This is a genomic window from Halomonas rhizosphaerae, assembly GCF_030010555.1.
Lineage (GTDB): Bacteria > Pseudomonadota > Gammaproteobacteria > Pseudomonadales > Halomonadaceae > Halomonas > Halomonas rhizosphaerae.
Genome location: NZ_JASCQP010000023.1, coordinates 34,610 through 57,519 on the forward strand (window position 1 = coordinate 34,610; position 22,910 = coordinate 57,519).

Genomic DNA, 22,910 nt, shown 5'->3' on the forward strand with positions numbered 1-22,910 from the left:
CAATAGGAGCGCTTCGACGCTTTTCAAGGGGCCAGGACGCGCCCTTCACCCTGCTCACGAACGCTCTTCCTACAAGGACACCCCCCATGCCGGCACTGCGTGGCTTCCTCTGGCTGCTGGGCTTCCTGCTGCTCGGCGAGATCCTGCTGACGCTCACCGGGCTGCCGGTCTCCGCCGGCGTGGTCGGCATGCTGCTGCTGACGGCCTGGCTGCTGCTCCACGGCGGCGGCTTCGACGACATCGCCGCCGCGGCCCAGCCGCTGATCGCGGTGCTGGCGATGCTGATCATGCCGGGGGTGGTGGGCGTCTTCTTCCTCGTCGACGAACTCGCCGGCCAGTGGACGGCGATCCTCGCGGCGCTGGTCGGTGGCACCCTGCTCAGCGTGCTCACCACCCTGTGGCTGATGCGCCGGCTGATGGCGAAGAGGCATGGTGACCCCAGGGACCCCGGCCATGACTGAACTGCTCGACCACCTGCTGGCCACCCCGATCCTGGCCATCGCCCTGACGCTGGCCGCCAATGTCGCCGGCATTCGGCTGCTCAAGGCCCTCGGCGCCCCCGCCTGGTGCCCGCCGATCCTGGTCGCCTCGCTGCTGCTGACCAGCGTGCTGGCCCTGCTTTCCATCGACTACGCGGACTATCGCCGGGGGGCGGCCTGGCTGATGCTGCTGCTGGGCCCTGCCACGGTGGCCCTGGGGTTGCCGCTGCACCAGCAGATGCCGCAGATCCGGCTGCTGTGGCGACCTCTGCTGGCTTGCCTGCCGCCGGCGGCGCTGCTCGCCGCCGCCTATGCAGTGGCCATCGCCTGGCTGTTCGGCGCCCGGCCGGAGACCCTCGCCTCGCTGGCCCCCAAGTCGGTCACGGCCCCCATCGCCATCGGCATCACCGAGCAACTCGGCGGCTCGGTCTCGCTGATGATGGGCGGCCTGCTGATCACCGGGGTGGTGGCGATCGGCTTCGTCGGCCTGGGCGCGCGCCTGCTGGGGATCCGTGACGAACGCATCATCGGCTTCGCCCTGGGCCTCAACGGCCACGCCCTGGGCACGGTGCGTGCCTTCGAGATCGGCCCCGTCGCCGGCGCCTTCGCCTCGCTGGGCATGAGCCTGACCGGCATCGTCAGCGCCCTGCTGCTGCCGCTCGCCTGGCGACTGGTGGGCCCCTAGAGCAGACGATCGGGGCGCAGATGCGCTAGAATCGCCGCTTCGTGTTTCCTGGCCCCGGAGTCCCCTTTCCCCTCATGGCCCTTCGCATCGCCATCAACGGATACGGCCGCATCGGCCAGTGCGTGCTGCGCGCCCTCGTCGAGAGCGAGGCGTCACGCCATGCCATGCACGACGAGCCGCGCCTCGAGATCGTGGCGATCAACGAGCTCTCGGACCTCGCCACCATCGCCTACCTGACCCGCTACGACACCACCCATGGCCGCTTTCCCGGCAGCGTGGAGGTGGAGGGCGACCGCCTGGTGGTGAACGGCCGAACCATCCGGGTGCTGTGCGAGCCCGACCCGGCGAGGCTGCCCTGGGCCGAGCTCGGCATCGACCTGGTGCTGGAGTGTTCCGGCAGCTTTCGCGACCGCGCCACCGCCGAGCGCCATCTCGCCTCCGGCGCCGGGCGGCTGCTGTTCTCCCAGCCCGCGGAGAGCGACGTCGATGCCACCATCGTCAGCGGCATCAACGACCATACCCTGGCCGCGCACCACCGCATCGTCTCCGCGGCCTCCTGCACCACCAACTGCCTGGTGCCGGTGCTCACCGTGCTCGACGAGGCGCTTCAGATCGAGCACGGCGTGACCACCACCATCCACTCGGCGATGAACGACCAGCCGGTGATCGATGCCTACCACCAGACCGACCTGCGCCTGACCCGCTCGGCGATGCACTCCATCGTGCCGGTGGACACCGGGCTGGCCCGCGGCATCAATCGCCTGATGCCCCACCTGGCCGGTCGCTTCGAGTGCCTGCACGTGCGAGTGCCGACCATCAACGTCTCGACCATGGACCTGTCGATCTGCGTGCGCCGCGACACCACGGCCGAGGCGGTCAACGCCCTGCTCGCCGAGGCGAGTCGAGGTCGACTCGTCGGGCGGCTCGGCTACACCGAGGAGCCGGTGGCCTCGGTCGACTTCAACCACGATCCGCGCTCCGGTATCGTGGACGCCACCCAGACCCGGGTGGCCGGTGGCCACCTGGTCAAGCTGCTGTGCTGGTTCGACAACGAGTGGGGCTTCGCCAACCGCATGCTCGATGTCGCCCGGCGCCTGGCCGCCCTGCCCCCGGCACCGCCCGACACCCCCGACAGATGACGTCCCTTCGGCTTTCCCCAGACGAGGAACCTGCTTCCATGAACGTGCGCAAGATGACCGACCTCGACCTCGACGGCCAGCGAGTGCTGATCCGTGAGGACCTGAACGTGCCCGTCAAGCACGGCAAGGTGACCAGCGACGCCCGCCTGCGGGCCAGCCTGGCGACCATCCAGACCGCCCTGGCGGCCGGCGCCCGGGTGATGCTGATGAGCCACCTGGGCCGTCCCACCGAGGGCGAGCCGGCCGAGGCGTTCTCGCTGGCGCCGGTGGCCGAGCACCTGGGCGAGCTGCTGGGCCGTCCCGTGCGTCTCGTCCGGGACTACCTGGGCGGCGCGGTCGAGGTTGCCGACGGCGAGGTGGTGCTGCTGGAGAACGTGCGCTTCAACCCGGGCGAGAAGAAGGACGACGAGACGCTAGCCCGGCAGTATGCCGCGCTCTGCGACGTCTTCGTGATGGATGCCTTCGGCACCGCCCACCGCGCCCAGGCCTCCACCCATGGCGTGGCGCGCTTCGCCCCCACCGCCTGCGCCGGCCCGCTGCTGGCGGCCGAGCTCGACGCCCTGGAGAAGGCGCTCGCCACCCCGGCGCGCCCCATGGTCGCGGTCGTCGGCGGCTCCAAGGTCTCCACCAAGCTCGAGGTGCTCAACGCCCTCTCCGAGAAGTGCGACCAGCTGATCGTCGGCGGCGGCATCGCCAACACCTTCATCGCCGCGGCCGGCTACAACGTGGGCAAGTCGCTGCACGAGCGTGAGCTGATCGACCAGGCCAGGGCACTGATGGAAAGGGTCGAGATCCCGCTGCCCACCGACGTGGTGGTGGCCACCGAATTCTCCGAGTCGGCCGAGGCCGTGGTCAAGCGGGTCGACCAGGTGACCGATGACGAGATGATCCTCGACATCGGGCCGGACACCGCCGGCCGCCTGGGCGGCCTGCTCAAGGATGCCGGCACCATCCTGTGGAACGGCCCGGTGGGCGTATTCGAGATCGACCAGTTCGGCAAGGGTACCGAGGCGCTGTCGCTGGCCATCGCCGAGAGCAACGGCTTCTCCATCGCCGGCGGCGGCGACACCCTGGCGGCCATCGACAAGTACGCCATCGAGAACCGCGTCTCCTACATCTCCACCGGCGGCGGCGCCTTCCTCGAGTACGTGGAGGGCAAGACCCTGCCGGCGGTGAAGGCCCTGGAAGACGCCGCCGCCCGCTGAGGCACCCGCACCCTCGATATCCACTCTCCGGCGTGGCCACCGCGGCCACGCCGTCATGACGTCCCATACAGAACAGGTGAATCCATGGCTCTGATCAGCATGCGCCAGCTGCTGGACCACGCCGCCGAGCATGGCTACGGCGTGCCGGCCTTCAACGTCAACAACCTCGAGCAGATGCGCGCCATCATGGAAGCCGCCGACGAGACCGACTCGCCGGTGATCGTCCAGGCCTCCGCCGGTGCGCGCAAGTACGCCGGCGCCCCCTTCCTGCGCCACCTGATCCTGGCCGCCGTGGAGGAATTCCCGCACCTCCCCGTGGTCATGCACCAGGACCACGGCACCAGCCCCGCCGTCTGCCAGCGCTCCATCCAGCTCGGCTTCTCCTCGGTGATGATGGACGGCTCCCTGGGCGAGGACGGCAAGACCCCGATGGACTACGACTACAACGTCGACGTCACCCGCCGCACCGTGGAGATGGCCCATGCCTGTGGCGTCTCGGTGGAGGGCGAGCTGGGCTGCCTGGGCAGCCTGGAGACCGGCATGGCCGGCGAAGAGGACGGCATCGGCGCCGAGGGCAAGCTGGACCACGACCAGCTGCTCACCGACCCGGAAGAGGCCGCCGACTTCGTCAAGGCCACCGGCGTGGACGCCCTGGCCATCGCCATCGGCACCAGCCACGGCGCCTACAAGTTCACCAAGCCGCCCACCGGCGACACCCTCTCCATCCAGCGCATCAAGGAGATCCACGCCCGCATCCCCGAGACCCACCTGGTGATGCACGGCTCCTCCTCGGTGCCCCAGGAGTGGCTGGCGGTCATCAACGAATTCGGTGGCGCCATCCCCGAGACCTATGGCGTGCCGGTGGAGGAGATCGTCGAGGGCATCAAGCACGGCGTGCGCAAGGTCAACGTCGACACCGACCTGCGCCTGGCCTCCACCGGCGCGGTGCGCCGCTTCCTGGCCGAGAACCCCGCCGAGTTCGATCCGCGCAAGTTCCTCAAGGCCTCCACGGCCGCCATGAAGGCGATCTGCAAGGCGCGTTACGAGGCCTTCGGTACCGCCGGCAACGCCTCGAAGATCACACCGATCAACCTCGAGGAGATGTTCCTGCGCTACGAGCGCGGCGAGCTCGACCCCAGGGTCAAGTGATCACGGCGCGTTGATCCACAGGGGCGGCCGCGGGCCGCCCCTGTCGTTTCCGGCGGATGCCGCCCTCAGCGGATCCGGCCGACCCGTGACAGCCCCTCTCTCCGCGGCCTGACCACGACGATCTCGCCGGACCCGACGCCGCCGCCCACCAGGGCGGTGATATTGACCTGGTGGGTGACCAGCACCAGGGTGCCCTCACCGTCCCAGTCGCGGATCAGTGCACGTGCGGCGCGGGTGCGGTCGTCGGCCTCGCCACGATCACGGAAGAAGGAGTCCAGCGCCGGGGTGGGAAAGACCTCGCCGAGCCCCAGCAGCTCGGCGGTCTCCAGGGCGCGGCACCAGCGGCTGGCATGCACCGCCGCCACCTCGATGCCCTGCTCACGGAAGCGCTCGCCGATCTGGCGCGCCTGCTCACGCCCTTCCCCCGAGAGGTTACGCTGGGTAGTGCAGTCATCGAGGGCAAAGCCCCCCGGATCGCCGATACCGGGCGCCAGCGCATGGCGCATCAGGGCCACATGGCCGCCCTGCGCCAGGGCCTGCCAGGCTGCCGCGTCGCCTTGCCGTGCCTGAGCGTCGGCCTGACGGGGAGAGACCAGGCCAATGAGGCCTGGCAGCAGAAGGGCCAGCACCAGCAAGGCCCGCCGTGATGGCACCGGGAGGTATCGCATCTTGTTGACCTCGCAATCTGACCACAGGGGACGGGAGCCCATCGTGCGTTCAGCCTGGCCCATGCCGCCCGGCTAGAACCGTGCCCGGAAGTGCCACTCGTCGCCACCGACCTCATTGCGGATCGCTGCGGCGATGTCGGGGTCGAGGGCGGGATCATCCGGGGCATACAGTCCGCAGCGGGCCAGCGCCCGGCGAGGACTGACCGTGTCGCTCAGCCGGTCGTAGACCACCCGCACGCAGCAGGGCATACGCTCGCTACTGTCGGCCACGCCCAACTTGAGGCCGGTGAGGCGGGACACATGGCTCTTGAAGCTAGGAAACAGGATGGTCTGGGTGATCTCATGGCCGTTGAGCGACTCATGATCGACGAGAAAAAGGCGATCGGTCAGCAACAGGGCCACTCCCCGGTATCGATTATGACAGGCGCGTCCACCGGCCAGGGGCGGCATGCGCTCGGTGCGCTGGTAAAGCACGGCGTCGCCGCGCCGCTCGAGGCAGACCAGGGTACACAGCACACGGCCGGGCTGGGACATCGACAGGTAATACTCATGATAGCAGCCAAGATAGCGTGACATGCCCAGCCGCCCATTTTCGAGAAGCGTGGCGGGAATTCCCAAAGAGGACGCTTGCCGCGAGGGGCCACCAAACGTCTCGGGACGCAGCCGGACCAGGGGCCGAAAGTCCTCGTGGGGCAAGAGGATCTCGTGGACCTCGACCCCGAAGAAATCGCAGATGCGACGCATGGTGCTGTCGGCGGGCTTGTAGCGACCGCTCAGGTATCGATTGAACTGGGCCCGGTTGATGTCCAGTCGGCGACACACCTCGGCGATGGAGCGGTAATAGCTGCACAGCAGCCGCAGATTGGCCGCGAAGTCGTGATGCATATCGATGTCCCCGCCCATGGCACCCGAAGACTGGTGCAGTCTGATGCACCTTGTGCGAAGAATGGTGCGCCAGGCTGCAACAGGGCGTCAAATTCCATCCCGCTCGCAAAGTGATTTAATCGGACACACGACTCGCAAGCGCAATCCCAACAACACAAGAGCGGAGACAATTCATGTTGGATTTCCTTAACGACCTGCTGTGGGGCAAGGTCCTGCTCGTGCTGCTGATCGCGGTCGGCGCCGGCTTCACGGTGGCCTCTCGCTTCGTTCAGTTCCGCTATTTCGGCCGGATGTTCCAGATCCTCGGCGCCAGCCAGGCCTTCAAGCGGGACAAGCACGGCCACCTCAGTTCCTTCCAGGCACTGGTGCTATCGGTGGCCGGGCGCGTCGGAGGTGGCAACATCGCCGGCGTAGCCGTGGCCATCACCCTCGGCGGCCCAGGGGCGGTGTTCTGGATGTGGATGGTCGGCCTCATGGGCATGGCGACTAGCTTCCTCGAGTGCACCCTGGCACAGACCTACAAGCAAGCCGAACCGGACGGCACCTACCGCGGTGGACCTGCCTACTATATCCGCAAGGGGCTGGGCAGCCGCTGGTCCTGGCTGGCGGGGCTCTACTCGATTCTGCTGCTGGTCACCTTCGGCTTCGGGTTTACCGCCCTGCAGTCCTATGCGGTAGCGACCTCCTTCGGCGACGCCTTCGGCGTGCCGGTACTCTATAGCGGCCTCGCCCTGGCCCTGCTGGTGGGACTGATCATCTTCGGTGGCATCAAGCGCATTGCACGCATTTCCGAAGTGCTGGTGCCCTTCATGGCCGGTGGCTATATCCTGATCGCGCTGCTCGTTCTGATCCTCAACATCGGAGAGCTCCCCGCGGTGATCACGCTGATCGTGAAGAGCGCCTTCGGTCTGGAGCCGGCCATCGGCGGCGGCATTGGAGCAGCGATCATGATGGGCGTGAAGCGCGGCCTGTTCTCCAATGAGGCAGGGCTTGGCAGCGCCCCGAACGTGGCGGCGGTGGCCTATGTGCCGCACCCCGCCAACCAGGGCATCGTGCAGGCCTTCTCGGTGTTCATCGACACCGTGATCATCTGCTCAGCCACGGCCTTCATGATCCTGCTCAGCGGTGCCTACGACCCGGCCTCTACCAATGAGGTCGCAGGTATCGCCCTGACGCAGGCGTCGATGGCCGATCACGTTGGAGAATGGGGACGCACCTTCGTCAGCCTGGCGCTGCTGCTGTTCGCCTTCAGCACCATCCTCTACAACTACTACCTGGGCGAAAACAGCCTCAACTTCTTTAGCCGAGACAACCATACCCTGTTCAACGCCTTCCGCGTCACCATCGTGCTGCTGGTATGCTGGGGGGCTACCACTGATCTCGGCACCGTGTTCGGCTTTGCCGACGTGACCATGGGCCTGCTGGCGGTGGCCAACCTGATCGCCCTGATTCTGCTGTTCAAGCCGGGCCTGCGCATCCTCAGGGACTTCGACAGCCAGATCCGCGACGGCATCAAGCAGCCGATCTTCGATGCCACCCAGCACCCCGACATGGACCTGGATCCCAAGGCCTGGGAGATCGAGCCGGAAGACCTCGAGCGCATGCATGACGTCCTCGGCAACGCACCGGCCCGCGCCCGGCAGTGACCCCGCCTCACCCGTTTGCCCGATCCCCCGGGCAAGCACACGGCCCCGCCCGAACGGGAGGGGCCTGTCCTCTTCCTTGCAGCCAGGACCCCCATCATGACCCGCCTGCTGATACTGCACACCGGCGGTACCATCGGCATGCAGCCCTCACCCCAAGGCTACGTGCCGGCGGCCGGCTTTTTCGAGCGCCTGGCCCGACACCTGAAGGGCCAAGCCCCGGATACCCTGCCCGCCTACCGCCTCATCGAACTGGCGCCACTGATCGATAGCGCCGATAGCGCCCCGGCCGACTGGAACCGCATCGTCGCGGCGCTGGCCGAGCATTGGCGCGAATACGATGCCTTCATCGTGCTGCACGGCACCGACACCCTGGCCTACACCGCCTCGGCGCTGTCATTCATGCTCGGTCCCCTCGACAAGCCCGTGGTGCTCACCGGCGCACAGATTCCGCTCGGCGAGCCACGCAGCGATGCCGTCAACAACCTCTCCACCGCTCTACTGATGGCAGCCGATCCCGCCATCCCTCGGGAGGTCTGCATTGTCTTCCACGACCGGCTGCTACGCGGCAATCGGGCACGCAAGGTACGCAGCCAGGGGTTCGACGCCTTCGATTCCCCGGACGCTCCGTGGCTCGGCGAGGGCGGTATCCACCTGAACTTGCATGGCCATCGGGCCCTGCCTCTCGGCACCCCGGACTTCACGCAACGTCACTTCGCCTCGGGCGCGGTAGCCATGCTGCTAGTGCACCCCGGGCTGTCGATATCGCTGCTGGATGCGGTGCTGGCAGACCCTGCGCTCAAGGGGCTGGTGCTGCTGACCTATGGCGTAGGCAATCCCCCAGGCCTGGATGGCGCACTGATCGACCGGTTGACGCAGGCCGGCCAGGCAGGCATCGCGATACTCAATGTCAGCCAGTGCCAGCAGGGCCGAGTGGTGCAGGGCACCTATGCCACCGGCGCGGCGCTGCAAGCCGCGGGCGTGATTGCCGGCCAGGACCTCACCCCGGAGGCGGCGCTGACCAAGCTTCAGGTGCTCATCGCCGATGGCCTGCAGGGTGAGGCGCTGCGGTCGGCCCTGGCCACCCCGCTGCGCGGCGAGATGGCTGCGGAGTGAGCCGACCCATGGCCCCTACGAGCTCGCAAGTTGCAGCCCCTCGCCGGGCCTACCTAGAGTGAAGGCGAAGCGTCACCATGGAGAGAGACGACATGAAACCTGCTTGGCAAGTGTTCGGGCTGGCCGCATTGCCCCTCCTGCTGCTCGGCAGCCAGTCGAGCGTGGCGGACGACGCCGCCAACGGCAACGACGCCGACGCCGCCTCGGTGGAAGGCCAGCGTTCCAGCAAAGCTGATCCTGACCTGCAGAGCGCCCCTGAGCCCGTCGACCAGGCACGGGTGGAAACCCGCGAGCAGTCCCCCTACGGGCGCTACCTGACCGACGCCGACGGCATGAGCCTCTACCTGTTCGCCAACGATCAGCAAGGGGCCGACAACAGCACCTGCGACCAGACCTGTGCCATCGCCTGGCCGCCCTACGCCACTCAGGCAGGGCCCCAGGCGGGCGAACACGTCGATGCCGACCTGCTGGATACCATCGAACGCGAGGATGGCTCCCGCCAGGTGACCTATGACGGCTGGCCGCTCTACTACTTCTCAGGCGACAAGGCTGCCGGCGATGCCCTCGGCCAGGATGTCATCCACCTGGGCGCCGCCTGGTACCTGCTGTCGCCCGACGGCGAGCGCATCGAGGCGGAGGAGCGTGCCGAGGCGTCGCCCTAGCCCGCCCACAGGCATGCGACGCTATCGCCCGAGCCGACGCAGCGCCCGCCGCTGGTAGCCGGGACGGGCACGGTGCAGGGCCTCGCGGCCGGCGCGGCGGCCCACTACCCGGGCTACGCCCACCAGCACGCCGGTGGCCGCCCCCCACAGAAGGGCATGGCGCCAGCCCACGTCCGGCTCGTCGGGATTGGCCGGCGGGGCCTCGCCCACCTCGTGCCGATAGGTCTTGTCGGCGGCCCTTCGGGCCATCACGCTGGCCGCCACCGCCGCGACGGAGCCGACCAGTGACCAGAGGGTGTCCTGCTTCATCCGGTACCTCGCTGTCATGACATCACCGGCCGGAGGAGGCGACCCGCCGCCGGCCCCTGCTTCATGCTAGCCGACCTTTGGCCGGATGACGTCTCCGGCAGGCTTGCACCGAAAAAACCGCCCCGATCAACGGGGCGGCAACGCCTCTTCGCTCTGAAGACTGCCATCACGAAATGGGGCGAGCCACCTGGGGTGGCTCGCGGTGAGCCTTACCAGGTGGACTCCTCGTCGTCCTCACCTTCCTCGGGCTCATCCCACTCTTCCTCTTCCTCCTCGTATTCCTGGCCGGAGCCGTCATCGGAGCCGGAGGTTTCCCACTCCTGCTTCTCCTGCTCCTCGTTCTCGTACTCGGTGCCGCTCGTGCCGGCATTGTCACCGGAGGATCCCATGGCCTCACCGGAGTCGCTGGTCTCCTCCTGCTCCGTGGTGGTCGGCTCGTACTCCTCGTCACCACCGCCGAAGGCCAGCGGGCTGGCGATCAGGCCGAAGGACACACCTAGGATGCCGAGCTTCTTGAGAGTTTCCCTGGACATCATGTTCACACCTCCATCGAATCGTGGACTGGCGAGATAAGGAAAGCCGCTTGGCTTTACGTCCCGGCCGGTGAGCCCCTGCGATAGCGGGTGGTTCTTACCGGCCGTGTCACTCACTCAGGAGGCTGCATCCGTCGGGCCAGGATGCCGATCAAAGAAGATAAAATCTTTTATTTCAATAAGATAATGAGTAGCTTCATTCCAGGACATCCCCTCCTGGAAGGTCCCAGGGGTGGCGATATCTGGCACATGGTCCACGGTCGCACACTCATCGGCAGGCTCTCGGTCGCCCCTGCCCAGGCGGGGCATAACGCGCTACGCTCGTCTCGACACCCCGCCCCGAGGAGCCTCCATGGATAGCGCGCCACCCTCGCCACGCCCGACGGCGAGAGATATGACCGACAGGACCGGGAAGCGAACCCCATGATCCCGCTGATCGACGACCTCTCCCTCGGCATGGCCCTGCTGCTGTTCGGCGGCTGCGCTCTGGTGATCGGCGTCGTGGGGACCCGCCTGACCGGGATCGTCGACGATCTGGCGGATCGCACCGGCCTCGGCGAGGCCATCGCCGGCGCGGTGCTGCTGGGCATGGCCACCTCCCTCTCGGGCATCGTGGTGTCGGTCTCGGCGGCACTGGCCGACCGTCCGACCCTGGCCATGAGCAACGCCCTGGGCGGCATCGCCGTGCAGACGCTGTTCCTGACCATCGCCGACATCTCCCACCGGCGCGCCAACCTGGAACACGCCGCCGCCTCGCTCGGCAACCTGATGCAGGCGGGGCTGCTGCTGTGCCTGCTGTCGCTGATACTGATCGGACGCTTCGCCCCCGAATGGACGCTGTGGCAGGTGCACCCGGTCACCCCGCTGCTGCTGATCGGCTACCTGTTCGGTCTGCGTCTGGTGGATCGCAGCCGCGACAACCCCATGTGGCGCCCCGCCCAGACCCGTGAGACCCAGCCCGATGTGCCCGATGAACGGGCCATGGGGCGCTCGGCGACACGGCTCTGGCTCTCATTCGTCGCCCTGGCGGCAATGCTCGGCATCAGCGGCTGGCTGCTGGAGCGCTGTGCCGCGGTGATCGCCGAGCAGACCGGCCTGGGACAGTCGGTGGTGGGGGCGCTGATGACGGCGGTGGTGACCTCGCTGCCGGAGCTTGTCACCTCGGTGGCGGCGGTTCGGCGCGGCGCCCTGACCCTGGCCGTGGCCGGCATCATAGGGGGCAACGCCTTCGACACCCTGTTCGTCGCGGCCTCCGACATCGCCTACCGGGGCGGCTCGGTCTACCACGCCATTCCCGATACGGTCGCGCTGTGGGTCGCACTATCCATGCTGATGACCGGCATCCTGTTGGTGGGGATGATCCATCGCGAGCGGCAGGGCCCGGCACATATCGGCTTCGAGAGCGTCGGCATCATCGCCTGCTATCTGGCCGGAGCGCTCACCCTGTTGATGGCCCCTTGACGTCGAGGCATCCCGATGCGCCGACAGCGGCTTCGGCCGACCATGGCCGCCGCACCACGCGCCTTCATGGTCTGGAGCGGGACCGCCGACCGGTCTGCCTGTGATCGCTGCGACGACGCCATAACCTCGCTTCGAGCCATGTGAACAGGTAACCGCGCGGCGCATCGACCCCCGTTATGACATAGCGAAGCGTGTAGGGATTATGGAGTGTCGCCTGCAGCAACGGCTCTGCTTCATGGACACCGCAGAAGAGGACCTCGTCGCCGACTCCAAGCGAAAAATCTCTATCCGGCAACATGATCGATTGCCCTGCCCGGCGAACGGCGAGCGCTTCGCACGGAAGCGTATCCGGGAACGTGCGCGCATCGCGGCACAGCGCATCGAGCGTAATCACGCCGTCGGTGTCGAGATATTGGGTCACGGCCGGGGCCTCCCCCGGAATCAGCCTCACCGACCATAGGTGGGGAGGTTCTGCGCCCACGGCCGCCTGCAGACGGGCGACCAGTTCTTTCGTCCGGGCCGGTTCATGTTGCGCGAGCCAGTCGACCAGCTCCTGGACGAGGGGCGAAATCAGCAGCTTCAGGATCCGGCGCGCCGTTGTCAGGCTGTGCTGGAGGACCAGGTCCGCCCGCGCGGCATCGAAGGCGACCTGATTCTCATGGCTGTTCTGGCGCACGATGCGAAACGCATCCGGATTGAGCTCCGTCACCGCCAACAGCGTACTGAGATTGTCCGAATCGCGATTCGTCGCGGCGACGACCCCGGCCGCGTCGTCGATGCCCGCGGTCACCAGGGCCGAATGATCGGCGTGTGCCTGCAGCATGACCGTACCTTCTTCGGTCCCCTGGGCGTCCACTTCCGGATCGATAATACATACGTTGATGCCATTGGCATGAAGATATCGATGGATCCAGTACCCCATCCGTTCGTACCCGCACAGAATCCAGTTGCCCTGCGGAACCTGTAGCGGTGCCCCGAGTTCGATGCCAGGTGCGCCCACGAACCAGGCATTGAGGTTGTGCAGTTCAGGGCGTGCGATCGCCCAATAGAGGAGTTGGGCGAAGATCTCGAACGGGTCGACGACTGTTACATTGTCCAGCGCCCGCAGGTTGGCCTCGTGACGGGGCGAGGTCGAACGACAGATGACCCGGAGCCGTGGATTCAGGTGCCGCGCCATCACCGCGATCTTGAGATTGGCATCGTCATCGTTCGTCAGCGTGACCAGGGCCCGGCATGCGGTGTGTTCGACACCCGCGGCCAGCAGGTGTTTCGGCGCGCTGGCATCCGCATGGAGTCCCGGCATCGCGACCGTGTAATCGCGCACGCCCAGTGCCTTGATGCGTTCCGGGTCGGAATCGAGTATCACCGCGCGCATATGGTGGTCGCTCAGGCCCCGTGCAAGCAGACTGCCGGTATCGCCGAAACCGCAAAGGATGACGAAAGGTTCCACGTTGCGGTCGACCTTGCGGGCGAACCGGAACCTATCCATGGCCTGGATGAAATGGGGGTTCTGAACCAGGCCAATCAGGGAGCCGAGCGCATAGAACCACGCGATCACGCCGGTATAGAGGCAGAAGATGGTCCACAGGCGTTGCTCGTCGCTGAAGCCGTCCGGCAGTTCGCCGAAACCGGTCGTGGTCGCCGTGTAGGTGAAGAAGTAGAAGGCATGGAAGAGGTTCATGTTCGTCGTCTCACCATCGACGACCTGGCCTGGCATCAGGGCCATGCCCATGATGCCCACCGAATAGACGAACAGCAGCGCAAACAACGGCCGACGCATATAGCGCAGGACGATCATCGCCACCCGGTCGAGATCGGAGGTCTGCGTCACGCGTTCAATCCTCCCTCTGCCTGTCCCGGATCGCGACCGCCACGCTGAACCGTTCCACGTGCCGTGCTAGCGCCGCGAGAGCAGCGTATCGCCGACCAGGATCACCGTCGCGATGATGTTCGCGACCAGCGCTCCCGTTGCGATCGAGACGATGTCCGCCATTGCTCCAGGCCCCGGTCCCCCCCCGCCACCGGGATCCGCGACGATCCAGACGACGCGCGCCGTGATCAGCAGAAGGCCGGCCACCAGGCCGGACGCCATCAGCAATGCCCCGGTCTGCGAGCGATCCCCCATTTTCAGGCCGATCGCGACCAGGTTGGCGATGATGGTGAGCGTCAGAATCCAGACATTGTGGTGGGCGGGGGTCTCGAGGCCCCCCGCGACGAACGCGTAATTGAGGCTGAGGGTAAGGATGATGAAAAAACCGAAAACGACGCGTTCGAAATTCATGGGCCTGCTCCTGGCCGGGACGCGCCGTCAGTATAGGCATGAGCCGTCGGTGACCGCGAACGCCACCCCCTGATGGGCTCGGGCAGCGGCCGGGCTCCCGGCTCCAACAACCGGGCATCCGGCGTGTCCCGGGCTCGCCGGGCGCTGTCGCCATTCAACATGCTCAAGGGCTTCCCGACGCGATCCGCCTATCGCGGTCAGACGATGATTCATCACCATGAGCGCATCATCGCCATCATGCCGTGACGCCGTGAAGCCCTGACACCAACGTCATCGCGATATTGAAGAACACTGTTCACAAAATAGGGAAACTGAGCTTTAATATTGGGCAGGAAGACCCATCATCTGTAACAATGAACTTATAACATTCTGATTCATCGTGAGGCCCGGTGATGGCACGCCACCTCTGCCTGCTCTTCGATTGCGACGGCACCCTGGTCGACAGCGAGCCACTGCTCGCCGACGAGATGTCGTCCAGCCTGACCGACGCCGGCCTGCCCTTCCAGGCCAGCGACTACATGGGAGAGTTCCGCGGGGCCCGCTTTCGCCACATCGTCGCCGAACTCGAGCGCCGCCACGGCAGCGTGGACCCGGAGCGGCTCGATACCCTCGAGTGCCGCATGCGCGCCAACCTCAACCGGCGCCTGGCCAGCGAACTGATCGCCATCCATGGCGCCACCGAGGCCCTGGCCGCCCTCGCCGGCCATCCCATGGGGGTGGTCTCCAATGGCCCGGAGAACAAGATCCGCACCTCGCTCGAGGCCACCGGGCTCGCCGCGGTGTTCGGCAACCGCCTGTTCAGCGCCTACACGGCCAACTGCTGGAAGCCCGACCCCTGCCTGTTCCGCCATGCCGCCAGCCTGATGGGTTTCGCCCCCGAGGAGTGCGTGGTCATCGACGATGCCCTGGTGGGCGTCAGGGGCGCCCTGGCCGCCGGCATGACGGTGATCCACCTCAACCGCTTCCCCGATGTCGAGGAGACGCCGGCAGGGGCCATCATGATCAGCAACATGTTCCAGCTGCCCACGGTGATCGGCCACCTGGAGAGTGCCCGCGCCCTGGCCGCCCACGCCTGATATCCACACCTCCCTTCTCGCCACCACCTGTGGACAGCGGACGCGGATGCAGACCGCCCTCTGCAGGGCTATCATCGCCCGGACACTCTCGACCGCGAGGAGGCCGACATGGCATCCCTGAAGGACCAGCTCGGCGGCCTGGTCTACTCCACCGAACATGGCGATACCTGCCCGGACTGCCGCCGGCCCCTGGCCGAGTGCGCGTGTGCCGAGCAGGCCGAACGGGCCCGTCTGGCCGAACTGGACGGTATCGTGCGCATCCGCCGCGAGACCAGCGGCCGCAAGGGCAAGGGCGTGACCACCCTCGAGGGCATCCCGCTGCCCGCCGGCGAGCTCAAGGCCCTGGCCAAGACGCTCAAGAAGCGCTGCGGCACCGGCGGAGCGGTCAAGGAAGGCGTCGTCGAGATCCAGGGCGACCACCGCGAGCTGCTCAAGGGCGAGCTGGAGAAGCGCGGCTACCGGGTCAGGCTGGCCGGCGGCTGATGCCTCCGGGCGAGCCGCCCACCACCAGCTCGCACAGGGGGGCCAGGGCCTCGGCCGGGGCCTCTACCTTCAGCGCATAGAGGTCATCGGCCCGAGTGCGGCCAAGGTTGAGACAGACGATGGGCTGGCCCTCCCGGGCCGCCGCCCGGGCGAAGCGGAAGCCGGAAAAGACCATCAGCGAGGAACCCACCACCAGCAGCGCATCGCTCTCGGCCTGCAGGGCGAAGGCGGCCTCCACGGTGGCGCGCGGCACGCTGTCGCCGAAGAACACCACGTCGGGCTTGTAGATACCGTCGCCGCAGCGCGTGCAGTCGGGCACCCGGAACCCCGAGAAGTCGGCCTCCAGGTCGGCATCGCCGTCCGGGCCCGCCCGGGCGCCGGCCTCCAGCCAATGCGGGTTGCGGGCGGCCAGCTCGGCATGCAGGTCATGGCGCATGCGCCGGGCACCACAGCCCATGCAGCGCACCCTGTCGGCGCGACCGTGCAGGTTGATTACCCGCCGCGAGCCGGCCCGCTGGTGCAGGCCATCGACGTTCTGGGTGATCACCCCGCTGACATGACCCATCGCCTCGAGCCGCGCCAGTGCCTGGTGGGCCGCATTGGGCCTGGCGTCCTGCAGGGTGCGAAAGCCCACCAGGGCCCGCGCCCAGTAGCGCTGGCGGGCCGCATGGCTGGCCATGAACACCTGATGCTGCATGGGCGGCGGGCGCTTCCAGTCGCCGCGGTCATCGCGATAGTCGGGAATGCCGCTCGCGGTGCTGATGCCGGCGCCGGTGAGCACCGCCAGGCGCGGGTGCCGCGCGACAAAGGCGGCGAGCGCCTCGAGGTCATGGACCGGTGGCACCGCCGTTGCCTGTCTCACGCCTGCCTCCTCATGCCCCATCGCTCGTCCCTCGCCCTTGTCGCCGAAAGAGCATGGCCCCGCGAGGGGGAGGTTGTCTAGAATGGACGCTCCCCCTCAGGGCAAGGAATCCCGATGGCCTGGCTGGAATACCTGCTCCCGCTGATCTTCCTGTTCCCGCTGGCGGCCACCGCAGTGATCGTGGTGGCGCTGCGCAACCTGCACGATGCCCGGGTGCGCTCGCCCTTCGACGCCCATCCGCTGCGCGAGCCGGGGCAGGCCCTGCGCGACCGCCTCGACCGCGCCTTTGCCGGCCTCTTCCTCGACGGCGCCCTGGGTCCCATCGTCACCCTGGCGCCGCTGGTCTACGGCATGGGCCGCATGCTCTTTTCCAGTGAGCAGAACTGGGTCGAATGGGCGCTCTACGGCGCGCTCTGCACCCTGCTGGCGCTGGTGTTCTGCTTCCTGCTGATCCGCGACTTCCAGCGCATCCGTCGTCTCAAGCTGGGGCTGGCCTGCGAACTCGCCGTGGGCCAGGAGCTCGAGCGGCTGATCCGCCCCGAGGCGCACCCCTACTATGTCTTCCACGACGTGCCCGGCGATGGCTACACCATCGACCATGTGGCGGTCACCCCCCACGGCATCTTCGTGGTCGAGACCCGTGCCCGCACCCCCGCCATCACCCCCGGCGGCCGCGAGGTCAACCTGGTCGCCGTGGAGCCGGATCGCCTGCGCTTTCCGGGCTGGAGCGAGCGTCGGCCGCTGCGCAAGACCCGCCAGGCCACGCGCTGGCTGACCGGCTGGCTCGAATACCAGGTCGGCGGTCCGGTACCGGTCAAGGGCGTGCTGGCCCTGCCCGGCTGGGAGATCGACGCCAGCCAGGCACCGGACGACCTGCTGGTGGTCGGTGGCGGCGACCTGGCCAGGCGGCTCACCGCGACCCGGCTGGGCGAGGTCGACGATGCTACCCACGATGACGTGATCACGGCCCTGCGCCATCGCGCCAGCCTGCTGGACCTGCCGCCCCTGGAAGGCCCCTCGATCTGAATCAGTCGAAGGTGGCGATGCGCACCCGGGTCGCGCAGCGGCCACGGTCCTGGCGCACCAGGCTCTCGGCCGCCGGGAACTGCGTCAGGCGCTCGGTCGCGATCCCGATACGCACCTCGGTGAGCAGGCGATTGCCGCGTCCGCGGCACTCCAGGCGCAGCGCGCGGCCCGTGCCCTCACCGAAGGCCGCCTCGAAGGCATTGATCAGGTCGTTGCGCCCCACCTCGCCTCCCTGGTTGAGGGTCACGAAGGCCGAGAAGGCACTCGCGTTGACCCTCTCGACCAGCGCCACCGAGGCCGAAAAGTACGCCGCCTCGGGCAACGCCAGGCAGGCGGCATGCTTGGCATACTGGTAGCGGTCCAGGCAGCTGGCGCGCCCCGGCATGGTGGCGTCCAGCGCCTCCCCCAGCGGGGCCGGCAGGCCGAGGGGCGGGTGGGCGCGGCAGAAGCTGCCGTCGGGCCGTGGCGTCTCGAGGAAACAACCCTCCTGCCACCAGCGACGCCGGTTGATGCCACGTTCGGCGAAGCGTTCCGGCAGCGAGGGCCACAGGCCGTGCAGCACGAAGCCACGCTCGGCGCCCTCGCGCAGGTCCGCTTCACGGCACTCCCGGGGCGGGCGCGAGCGGCTCTCACAGAAGCCCGGGTGCCAGGTCAGTGCCAGGGTGTAGTGGTCGAAGCCCTCGGCAGGAAGCGCCTCGAGGGGTTCCTGTGCCAGCGCAAGGCTGGCCAGCAGGACCGCCGCCAGGCCCAGCAGTGGCCGGCACCAGGCGCGCATGCTCAATCTCCCCGCAGCCGGCCGCCCATCTCCTGGGCCAGGTCCACGGCATAGTGGTCGGTCATGCCGCCGATGAAGTCGAGCATGCGCCGGTAGCTGTCATAGAGGCTCCAGGAGGGCCGCGGGGTGTTCTCGCCGATCAGCGCCAGCACGCGCTGGTGCTTGAAGGTCGAGCGGCCAGTATGGTGGAGCTCATGGGCAGCACCGATAAAGGCCTCCAGAAGGATGCCCAGCGTCGTATAGGCACCGATCTCCAGCTTGGCCTTGCGCTCGTTCTGGAAGATGCGCTCCCGGGCCAGCTGCTTGGCCGCCTTGACGCCCCAGCCCAGGTCCGGGTGGCAGAGCTCGAGCAGGTCGTCCTTGGGGCGCCCGCCCAGCAGCTCCGCTTCGTGCTGCACGAAGACCGCGCCCACGTCGTTCACCGCCCGCTCCATGGCCGCGCCACGCAGGGCGGCGATGCGCCGCCGCTGGGAGACCCCGTGGCGCTGCATGGTGGCATAGTCGGCGGGTTCGCCGCCGGCGATCTGGATCAGGATCTCGGCCACCTCCTCATAGCGCAGGATGCCCATCTCCAGGCCATCCTCCAGGTCGAGCAGCGCGTAGCAGATGTCGTCGGCGGCCTCCACCAGCCAGGCCAGCGGGTGGCGGCACCAGCGCCCCTCGCCACGGGGCAGCAGGCCCAGCCGCTCGGCCACCTCGGCCAGCAGCTCGCGCTCGCTCTGGTAGCAGCCGAACTTGCCCGCCGCCCCGCCGTGCTCCACGGTCCAGGGGTACTTGAGCAGGGTGCCGAGCGTCGCCGTGGTCAGGCGCATGCCGCCGCGGAACTGGTTGTACTCCACCTGGGTGACGATGCGAAAGCCCTGGGCGTTGCCCTCGTAGGTGAGCAGGTCCTGGCGCTCGGGCGGCGAGAGCCCCTCCAGCAGGCCGCTGCCATCGGCCGCGGCGCGGGCGAACCAGTCGCGGATGGCGTACTCGCCGGCATGGCCGAAGGGCGGGTTGCCGATGTCATGGCCCAGGCAGGCGGCCTGGACGATCACCCCCAGATCCGCCGGGGTGATCCAGTCGGGCAGGCGGCCACTCAGCCGCTCGCCGACGATCATGCCCAGCGAGCGCCCCACGCAGCCCACCTCCAGGGAGTGGGTCAGCCGGGTGTGGATATGGTCGTTGTCGGTCAGCGGATGGACCTGGGTCTTGCGCCCCAGGCGCCGGAAGGAGCCGGCGAAGACGATGCGGTCATGATCCTTGTGGAAGGGACTGCGGCCGATCTCGTCGCGACCGCCGCCGGGGCGCTCGCCGCGCCGGTCGTGCAGGCGACCCGGATCGAGCAGCCGCTCCCAGCTCATCTGCGTCATGGGCGTTCTCTCCTTGGATGGCCCATTCTGGCAGCCCTCGGCGCCGGCGCCCAGCCCTTCGAGCTAGGGCAGGCGCGCCCTGACCATCCAGGAGTACACCAGGCCGGCAACGATCAGGGTCACGGCAAAGAGGTAGATGCCCACCGAGATGGCACTGTTCCACAGGATGCTCCAGTCGCCGCCCGAGATCGACATGGCGCGGCGCAGGTTGAACTCCATCTGACCGCCCAGCAGCAGGCCCAGCACCACCGGCACCGTGGGGATCTCCAGCTTGCGAAGCGCATAGCCCAGCACCCCGAAGCCCAGCATCATGTAGAGGTCGAAGGCGCTGTTGTTGAGCGAGTAGACGCCGACGAAGGCCACCATCACGACCATGGGCATCAGGAACCAGCCAGGTGCCTGCAGCACCTTGGCGAACAGGCTCACCAGCGGTACGTTGAGCACCAGCAGCACGAAGTTGCCGATCACCAGGGCCGCCACCAGCCCCCACACCATCTCCGGCTGCTGCTCGAAGAGCAGGGGGCCCGGGGTGATGTTCATCGACAGCAGCAGCGCCAGCAGGATCGCCGTGGTGCCGCTGCCGGGGATGCCCAGCGACAGCATGGGAATCAGTGCCCCGCCGGCGGCAGCGTTGTTGCCCGCTTCGGGCGCCGCCACGCCGCGCGGGTCGCCCTGGCCGAAGCGGCCGTCGCGCCCCACCCAGCGCTTCTCGAGCATGTAGGCGAGGAAGCTGCCCAGCGCCGCCCCGGCCCCGGGCAGCACCCCCGCCACGAAGCCGATCAGCGAGCCGCGGGCGATGGTCGGCGCGCAGCGGCCGGCGGAGCGCACGCCGGGCATCGCCGAGCCGAGCGTCAGGGTCGGGCGGCTGGTGCCGCGGATATCCTCCAGGTAGATCAGACACTCCGAGATGGCGAACAGCCCCACCAGGGCGACGATGAAGTCGATGCCGTCGTAGAGCTCGTAGAGCCCAAAGGTGTAGCGCGGCACCCCGCTCACCGCATCGATGCCGACGCTGCCCAGCAGCAGCCCCAGGAAGGCGGCGGTGAAGCTCTTGACCAGGCTGCCGCCGGTCACCCCGCCGATGGTGGCGAAGGCCAGCACGAAGAGGGCGAAGTACTCCGCCGGACCGAAGCGGATGGCGAACTGGACCAGCAGGGGGGCGAACAGCGCCAGCCCCAGGGTCGCCACCCCGGCGCCGACGAAGGAGGCCACCGCGGAGAGCCCCAGCGCCTCGCCGCCACGCCCCTGCAGCGCCATGGGATAGCCGTCCAGGGTGGTCATCATGGCCGGCTCGTCGCCGGGGATGTTGAGCACGATGGAGCTGATTCGCCCGCCATACATGCAGCCGTAGTAGACGCTGACCAGCAGGATCAGCGCCCCCGTGGCCGGCAGGCCGAAGTTGAAGGAGAGCGGGATCATCAGCGCCACGCCGTTGACCGGCCCCAGACCGGGCAGCGCGCCGATCAGGGTGCCGATGACACAGCCGATGAACGCCAGGAAGAGGTTCTGGGGCTCCAGGGCCACGGCAAAGCCCTGGGCGAGGAAGGCGAGGATATCCATGTCGCGGCGTTACCAGTCCAGGCCCGGCATGTCGGGAAGCGGAATACCGAGGGCGAATTCGAACAGCGCGTAGAGGGCCAGGGCGAGCACGGCGCCACTGACCAGGGCGGGCTTCCAGGCCGCCCCGAACAGGCGGACCAGCAGCACCACCGCCACCAGGGAGGCCGGCAGGAAGCCGAGCGGCTTGACCAGGCCGGCATAGCTGGCGAGCACCAGCAGGGTCAGCGCCTGGCGCAGCAGGGCGGCGCGACCCGGCCAGCGCTGGTTGAAGCCGGGACGCAGGATCAGCAGCAGCGACAGCGCCGCCAGGGGCAGGCTGATCAGCCGCGGGTATTCGCCCGGCCCGATGGGCTGCATGAAGCCCGACTCCAGGTCGTGGGAGAGCCACCAGGCACCCACCGCGAGCACCAGCAACAGGGCGCCGGCGATGCGATCGCCGATGACGCCGGGCACCCGCCCGGCGTCGTCCTGCAGGAAATCGCTCACTGGATGACCCCGATCTCCCGGGAAATGGCCTCGACCTCGTCGATGGACTCGCGGACGAAGGCGTCGAACGCCTCACCGCCGCGCCAGAGCGGGACCAGGCCGTTCTGCTGGGCGACCTCCTTCCACTCGTCGCTGTCGTAGAGCGCCTGGAGGTCCTCCACCATGGCGGCATAGTCCTCGTCGGAGACCTCGCCGCCGGTGTAGAACCCCCGCCAGTTGTAGCCCGCCACGTCATAGCCCTGGGAGGCGGCGGTGGGCAGCTCGGCGAAGGGCTCGGGCAGCGGCTCCTCGGAGAGCACCGCCAGCACGCGCACGTCCCCCGACTCGATGAAGCCGGCGATCTCCCCCAGGTCGGTGGAGACCACATCCACATGGCCGCCCATCATCTGGGTCACGGCCGGGCCACCGCCGTCGAACTGCACCCAGCGCAGGCTGCCGATCTGGTCATCCGGCATGCCGGCCTCCTTGGCCAACATCAGCGCTCGGATGTGGTCCCAGCCGCCGGCCCCGCTGGAGCCGGCAACGGCCAGGGCGCCCGGATCCTCGACCAGGGTCTCGAGCAGCTGTTCGAGGCTCTGGTACTCGCTCTCGTCATCGACCAGGATGACGCCCACGTCGGTGCCGAGCATGGCCAGCCAGCGCATGGTGTCGGCGCCACCGGGATACTTGCCCTGGGCGATCTGGGTGACGCCCACGGTGCTGGTGGCAACGATCAGGTCGCTGTCATCGGCGCGGTTGCTCTCGACGTTGGCGAAGGCCACGGCGCCCACCCCGCCCGGCATGTTGGTGACCTGCACCGGGCCGTCCGTCAGCTCCAGGTCGAGCAGCAGCTTGCCCACCGAGCGACAGGTGAAGTCCCAGCCGCCGCCGGGATCCGCCGGGGCGATGCATTCGCTGATGGGCAGGGCATGGCCGGGCATGCTGGTGACCAGGCCGAGGCCCAGCAGAGCCGAGGCGGCAAGCCCCCGAGTGGCGTGCTTCATGGTTGGCATCTCGTTGATCCTCCGGTTGTTGTTATAGCGACTGCTGTCATGGCCACGAGCCCCACCGGGCCCGGGACCCTCTGCAGCCTAGG

The 22,910-nt window shown here is 68.1% G+C and carries 24 protein-coding genes; 12 read left to right on the top strand and 12 right to left on the bottom strand.

Annotation, left to right across the window (positions count from 1 at the left end; all coding sequences use genetic code 11):
- The first annotated feature begins 86 nt into the window (after positions 1–86).
- The 5 genes from QLQ83_RS08105 to fba all read left to right on the top strand — a co-directional run bounded on the left by QLQ83_RS08105 (position 87) and on the right by fba (position 4,657).
- A complete protein-coding gene (locus QLQ83_RS08105) occupies positions 87–461 on the top strand; it encodes a CidA/LrgA family protein (RefSeq protein WP_282735014.1) in 375 nt (124 codons plus the stop codon).
- Positions 454–1,164, top strand: coding sequence for an LrgB family protein (locus QLQ83_RS08110; protein ID WP_282735015.1), 711 nt, complete (start codon positions 454–456; stop codon positions 1,162–1,164). Before QLQ83_RS08105 ends, QLQ83_RS08110 begins: the two co-directional genes overlap by 8 nt.
- A gap of 74 nt (positions 1,165–1,238) precedes the next feature.
- Positions 1,239–2,303 carry a type I glyceraldehyde-3-phosphate dehydrogenase gene (locus QLQ83_RS08115; RefSeq protein WP_282735016.1) on the top strand — a complete coding sequence of 355 codons (1,065 nt, stop codon included), beginning with the start codon at positions 1,239–1,241 and terminating at the stop codon, positions 2,301–2,303.
- Positions 2,304–2,341: 38 nt separating this feature from the next.
- Positions 2,342–3,508, top strand: coding sequence for a phosphoglycerate kinase (locus QLQ83_RS08120; RefSeq protein ID WP_282735017.1), 1,167 nt, complete (start codon positions 2,342–2,344; stop codon positions 3,506–3,508).
- 84 nt (positions 3,509–3,592) lie between these two features.
- Complete coding sequence (fba, locus tag QLQ83_RS08125; RefSeq protein WP_282735018.1) at positions 3,593–4,657, top strand: class II fructose-bisphosphate aldolase; 1,065 nt, start codon at positions 3,593–3,595, stop codon at positions 4,655–4,657.
- 65 nt (positions 4,658–4,722) lie between these two features.
- Here the strand turns inward: fba and QLQ83_RS08130 are convergent, their stop codons facing one another.
- On the bottom strand, positions 4,723–5,325 hold the full coding sequence (locus tag QLQ83_RS08130) for a histidine phosphatase family protein (RefSeq protein WP_282735019.1): 603 nt from the start codon (positions 5,323–5,325) through the stop codon (positions 4,723–4,725).
- 72 nt (positions 5,326–5,397) lie between these two features.
- Positions 5,398–6,210 carry a helix-turn-helix transcriptional regulator gene (locus QLQ83_RS08135; protein ID WP_282735020.1) on the bottom strand — a complete coding sequence of 271 codons (813 nt, stop codon included), beginning with the start codon at positions 6,208–6,210 and terminating at the stop codon, positions 5,398–5,400.
- Between the two features lie 173 nt (positions 6,211–6,383).
- Between QLQ83_RS08135 and QLQ83_RS08140 the strand changes: the two genes are divergently transcribed.
- The 3 genes from QLQ83_RS08140 to QLQ83_RS08150 all read left to right on the top strand — a co-directional run bounded on the left by QLQ83_RS08140 (position 6,384) and on the right by QLQ83_RS08150 (position 9,631).
- Positions 6,384–7,856, top strand: a complete 1,473-nt coding sequence (locus QLQ83_RS08140) for an alanine/glycine:cation symporter family protein (protein ID WP_282735021.1) — start codon at positions 6,384–6,386, stop codon at positions 7,854–7,856.
- 96 nt (positions 7,857–7,952) lie between these two features.
- Positions 7,953–8,969, top strand: coding sequence for an asparaginase domain-containing protein (locus tag QLQ83_RS08145; protein WP_282735022.1), 1,017 nt, complete (start codon positions 7,953–7,955; stop codon positions 8,967–8,969).
- A gap of 92 nt (positions 8,970–9,061) precedes the next feature.
- Positions 9,062–9,631, top strand: a complete 570-nt coding sequence (locus QLQ83_RS08150; protein ID WP_282735023.1) for a COG4315 family predicted lipoprotein — start codon at positions 9,062–9,064, stop codon at positions 9,629–9,631.
- A gap of 21 nt (positions 9,632–9,652) precedes the next feature.
- On the opposite strand, the gene QLQ83_RS08155 is transcribed toward QLQ83_RS08150, so the two are convergent.
- Both QLQ83_RS08155 and QLQ83_RS08160 read right to left on the bottom strand, forming a co-directional pair.
- Positions 9,653–9,940 carry a DUF4235 domain-containing protein gene (locus QLQ83_RS08155; RefSeq protein ID WP_282735024.1) on the bottom strand — a complete coding sequence of 96 codons (288 nt, stop codon included), beginning with the start codon at positions 9,938–9,940 and terminating at the stop codon, positions 9,653–9,655.
- A 209-nt stretch (positions 9,941–10,149) separates the two neighbouring features.
- Positions 10,150–10,476, bottom strand: a complete 327-nt coding sequence (locus tag QLQ83_RS08160) for a hypothetical protein (RefSeq protein WP_282735025.1) — start codon at positions 10,474–10,476, stop codon at positions 10,150–10,152.
- Between the two features lie 420 nt (positions 10,477–10,896).
- Between QLQ83_RS08160 and QLQ83_RS08165 the strand changes: the two genes are divergently transcribed.
- Positions 10,897–11,934: a sodium:calcium antiporter gene (locus tag QLQ83_RS08165; RefSeq protein ID WP_282735026.1), complete on the top strand. Its 1,038-nt coding sequence runs from the start codon at positions 10,897–10,899 to the stop codon at positions 11,932–11,934.
- 64 nt (positions 11,935–11,998) lie between these two features.
- Here QLQ83_RS08165 and QLQ83_RS08170 read toward each other — a convergent pair whose 3' ends face one another.
- Together QLQ83_RS08170 and QLQ83_RS08175 are read right to left on the bottom strand one after the other, a co-directional pair.
- Positions 11,999–13,765: a potassium channel family protein gene (locus tag QLQ83_RS08170; RefSeq protein WP_282735027.1), complete on the bottom strand. Its 1,767-nt coding sequence runs from the start codon at positions 13,763–13,765 to the stop codon at positions 11,999–12,001.
- Between the two features lie 66 nt (positions 13,766–13,831).
- Entirely contained in the window at positions 13,832–14,215 is a 384-nt protein-coding gene (locus QLQ83_RS08175; RefSeq protein ID WP_282735028.1) for a DUF6394 family protein, read from the bottom strand.
- 392 nt (positions 14,216–14,607) lie between these two features.
- Here QLQ83_RS08175 and QLQ83_RS08180 point away from each other — a divergent pair, with 392 nt between their 5' ends.
- Entirely contained in the window at positions 14,608–15,291 is a 684-nt protein-coding gene (locus QLQ83_RS08180) for an HAD family hydrolase (RefSeq protein ID WP_282735029.1), read from the top strand.
- A gap of 108 nt (positions 15,292–15,399) precedes the next feature.
- Positions 15,400–15,774 carry a translation initiation factor Sui1 gene (locus QLQ83_RS08185; RefSeq protein WP_282735030.1) on the top strand — a complete coding sequence of 125 codons (375 nt, stop codon included), beginning with the start codon at positions 15,400–15,402 and terminating at the stop codon, positions 15,772–15,774.
- Here QLQ83_RS08185 and QLQ83_RS08190 read toward each other — a convergent pair.
- Positions 15,755–16,657, bottom strand: coding sequence for an NAD-dependent protein deacetylase (locus tag QLQ83_RS08190; RefSeq protein WP_411971120.1), 903 nt, complete (start codon positions 16,655–16,657; stop codon positions 15,755–15,757). The two genes, QLQ83_RS08185 and QLQ83_RS08190, sit on opposite strands and share 20 nt — an antisense overlap.
- 93 nt (positions 16,658–16,750) lie before the next feature.
- Here QLQ83_RS08190 and QLQ83_RS08195 point away from each other — a divergent pair, with 93 nt between their 5' ends.
- Positions 16,751–17,662, top strand: a complete 912-nt coding sequence (locus QLQ83_RS08195) for a nuclease-related domain-containing protein (RefSeq protein ID WP_282735032.1) — start codon at positions 16,751–16,753, stop codon at positions 17,660–17,662.
- 1 nt (position 17,663) lies between these two features.
- On the opposite strand, the gene QLQ83_RS08200 is transcribed toward QLQ83_RS08195, so the two are convergent.
- From QLQ83_RS08200 to QLQ83_RS08220, 5 genes are all read right to left on the bottom strand, one after another.
- The gene (locus QLQ83_RS08200; protein ID WP_282735033.1) at positions 17,664–18,437 is read right to left on the bottom strand and encodes a ribonuclease T2 family protein; all 774 of its coding nucleotides are present in this window, start codon (positions 18,435–18,437) and stop codon (positions 17,664–17,666) included.
- Between the two features lie 2 nt (positions 18,438–18,439).
- A complete protein-coding gene (locus QLQ83_RS08205; protein ID WP_282735034.1) occupies positions 18,440–19,789 on the bottom strand; it encodes a deoxyguanosinetriphosphate triphosphohydrolase in 1,350 nt (449 codons plus the stop codon).
- Between the two features lie 63 nt (positions 19,790–19,852).
- Positions 19,853–21,349 (bottom strand): tripartite tricarboxylate transporter permease, encoded by a 1,497-nt coding sequence (locus QLQ83_RS08210; RefSeq protein ID WP_282735035.1) that lies wholly within the window; start codon positions 21,347–21,349, stop codon positions 19,853–19,855.
- A 9-nt stretch (positions 21,350–21,358) separates the two neighbouring features.
- On the bottom strand, positions 21,359–21,835 hold the full coding sequence (locus QLQ83_RS08215) for a tripartite tricarboxylate transporter TctB family protein (RefSeq protein ID WP_282735036.1): 477 nt from the start codon (positions 21,833–21,835) through the stop codon (positions 21,359–21,361).
- Entirely contained in the window at positions 21,832–22,818 is a 987-nt protein-coding gene (locus tag QLQ83_RS08220) for a Bug family tripartite tricarboxylate transporter substrate binding protein (RefSeq protein ID WP_282735037.1), read from the bottom strand. Before QLQ83_RS08220 ends, QLQ83_RS08215 begins: the two co-directional genes overlap by 4 nt.
- Positions 22,819–22,910 lie beyond the last annotated feature (92 nt).

Excerpts from the sequence above, each read along its gene's own strand:
- QLQ83_RS08105 (WP_282735014.1), top strand. The coding sequence starts at position 87 with ATGCCGGCACTGCGTGGCTTCCTCTGGCTGCTGGGCTTCCTGCTGCTC.
- QLQ83_RS08110 (WP_282735015.1), top strand. The coding sequence starts at position 454 with ATGACTGAACTGCTCGACCACCTGCTGGCCACCCCGATCCTGGCCATC.
- QLQ83_RS08115 (WP_282735016.1), top strand. The coding sequence starts at position 1,239 with ATGGCCCTTCGCATCGCCATCAACGGATACGGCCGCATCGGCCAGTGC.
- QLQ83_RS08120 (WP_282735017.1), top strand. The coding sequence starts at position 2,342 with ATGAACGTGCGCAAGATGACCGACCTCGACCTCGACGGCCAGCGAGTG.
- fba (WP_282735018.1), top strand. The coding sequence starts at position 3,593 with ATGGCTCTGATCAGCATGCGCCAGCTGCTGGACCACGCCGCCGAGCAT.
- QLQ83_RS08130 (WP_282735019.1), bottom strand. The coding sequence starts at position 5,325 with ATGCGATACCTCCCGGTGCCATCACGGCGGGCCTTGCTGGTGCTGGCC.
- QLQ83_RS08135 (WP_282735020.1), bottom strand. The coding sequence starts at position 6,210 with ATGCATCACGACTTCGCGGCCAATCTGCGGCTGCTGTGCAGCTATTAC.
- QLQ83_RS08140 (WP_282735021.1), top strand. The coding sequence starts at position 6,384 with ATGTTGGATTTCCTTAACGACCTGCTGTGGGGCAAGGTCCTGCTCGTG.
- QLQ83_RS08145 (WP_282735022.1), top strand. The coding sequence starts at position 7,953 with ATGACCCGCCTGCTGATACTGCACACCGGCGGTACCATCGGCATGCAG.
- QLQ83_RS08150 (WP_282735023.1), top strand. The coding sequence starts at position 9,062 with ATGAAACCTGCTTGGCAAGTGTTCGGGCTGGCCGCATTGCCCCTCCTG.
- QLQ83_RS08155 (WP_282735024.1), bottom strand. The coding sequence starts at position 9,940 with ATGAAGCAGGACACCCTCTGGTCACTGGTCGGCTCCGTCGCGGCGGTG.
- QLQ83_RS08160 (WP_282735025.1), bottom strand. The coding sequence starts at position 10,476 with ATGATGTCCAGGGAAACTCTCAAGAAGCTCGGCATCCTAGGTGTGTCC.
- QLQ83_RS08165 (WP_282735026.1), top strand. The coding sequence starts at position 10,897 with ATGATCCCGCTGATCGACGACCTCTCCCTCGGCATGGCCCTGCTGCTG.
- QLQ83_RS08175 (WP_282735028.1), bottom strand. The coding sequence starts at position 14,215 with ATGAATTTCGAACGCGTCGTTTTCGGTTTTTTCATCATCCTTACCCTC.
- QLQ83_RS08180 (WP_282735029.1), top strand. The coding sequence starts at position 14,608 with ATGGCACGCCACCTCTGCCTGCTCTTCGATTGCGACGGCACCCTGGTC.
- QLQ83_RS08185 (WP_282735030.1), top strand. The coding sequence starts at position 15,400 with ATGGCATCCCTGAAGGACCAGCTCGGCGGCCTGGTCTACTCCACCGAA.
- QLQ83_RS08190 (WP_411971120.1), bottom strand. The coding sequence starts at position 16,657 with ATGGGGCATGAGGAGGCAGGCGTGAGACAGGCAACGGCGGTGCCACCG.
- QLQ83_RS08195 (WP_282735032.1), top strand. The coding sequence starts at position 16,751 with ATGGCCTGGCTGGAATACCTGCTCCCGCTGATCTTCCTGTTCCCGCTG.
- QLQ83_RS08200 (WP_282735033.1), bottom strand. The coding sequence starts at position 18,437 with ATGCGCGCCTGGTGCCGGCCACTGCTGGGCCTGGCGGCGGTCCTGCTG.
- QLQ83_RS08205 (WP_282735034.1), bottom strand. The coding sequence starts at position 19,789 with ATGACGCAGATGAGCTGGGAGCGGCTGCTCGATCCGGGTCGCCTGCAC.
- QLQ83_RS08210 (WP_282735035.1), bottom strand. The coding sequence starts at position 21,349 with ATGGATATCCTCGCCTTCCTCGCCCAGGGCTTTGCCGTGGCCCTGGAG.
- QLQ83_RS08220 (WP_282735037.1), bottom strand. The coding sequence starts at position 22,818 with ATGAAGCACGCCACTCGGGGGCTTGCCGCCTCGGCTCTGCTGGGCCTC.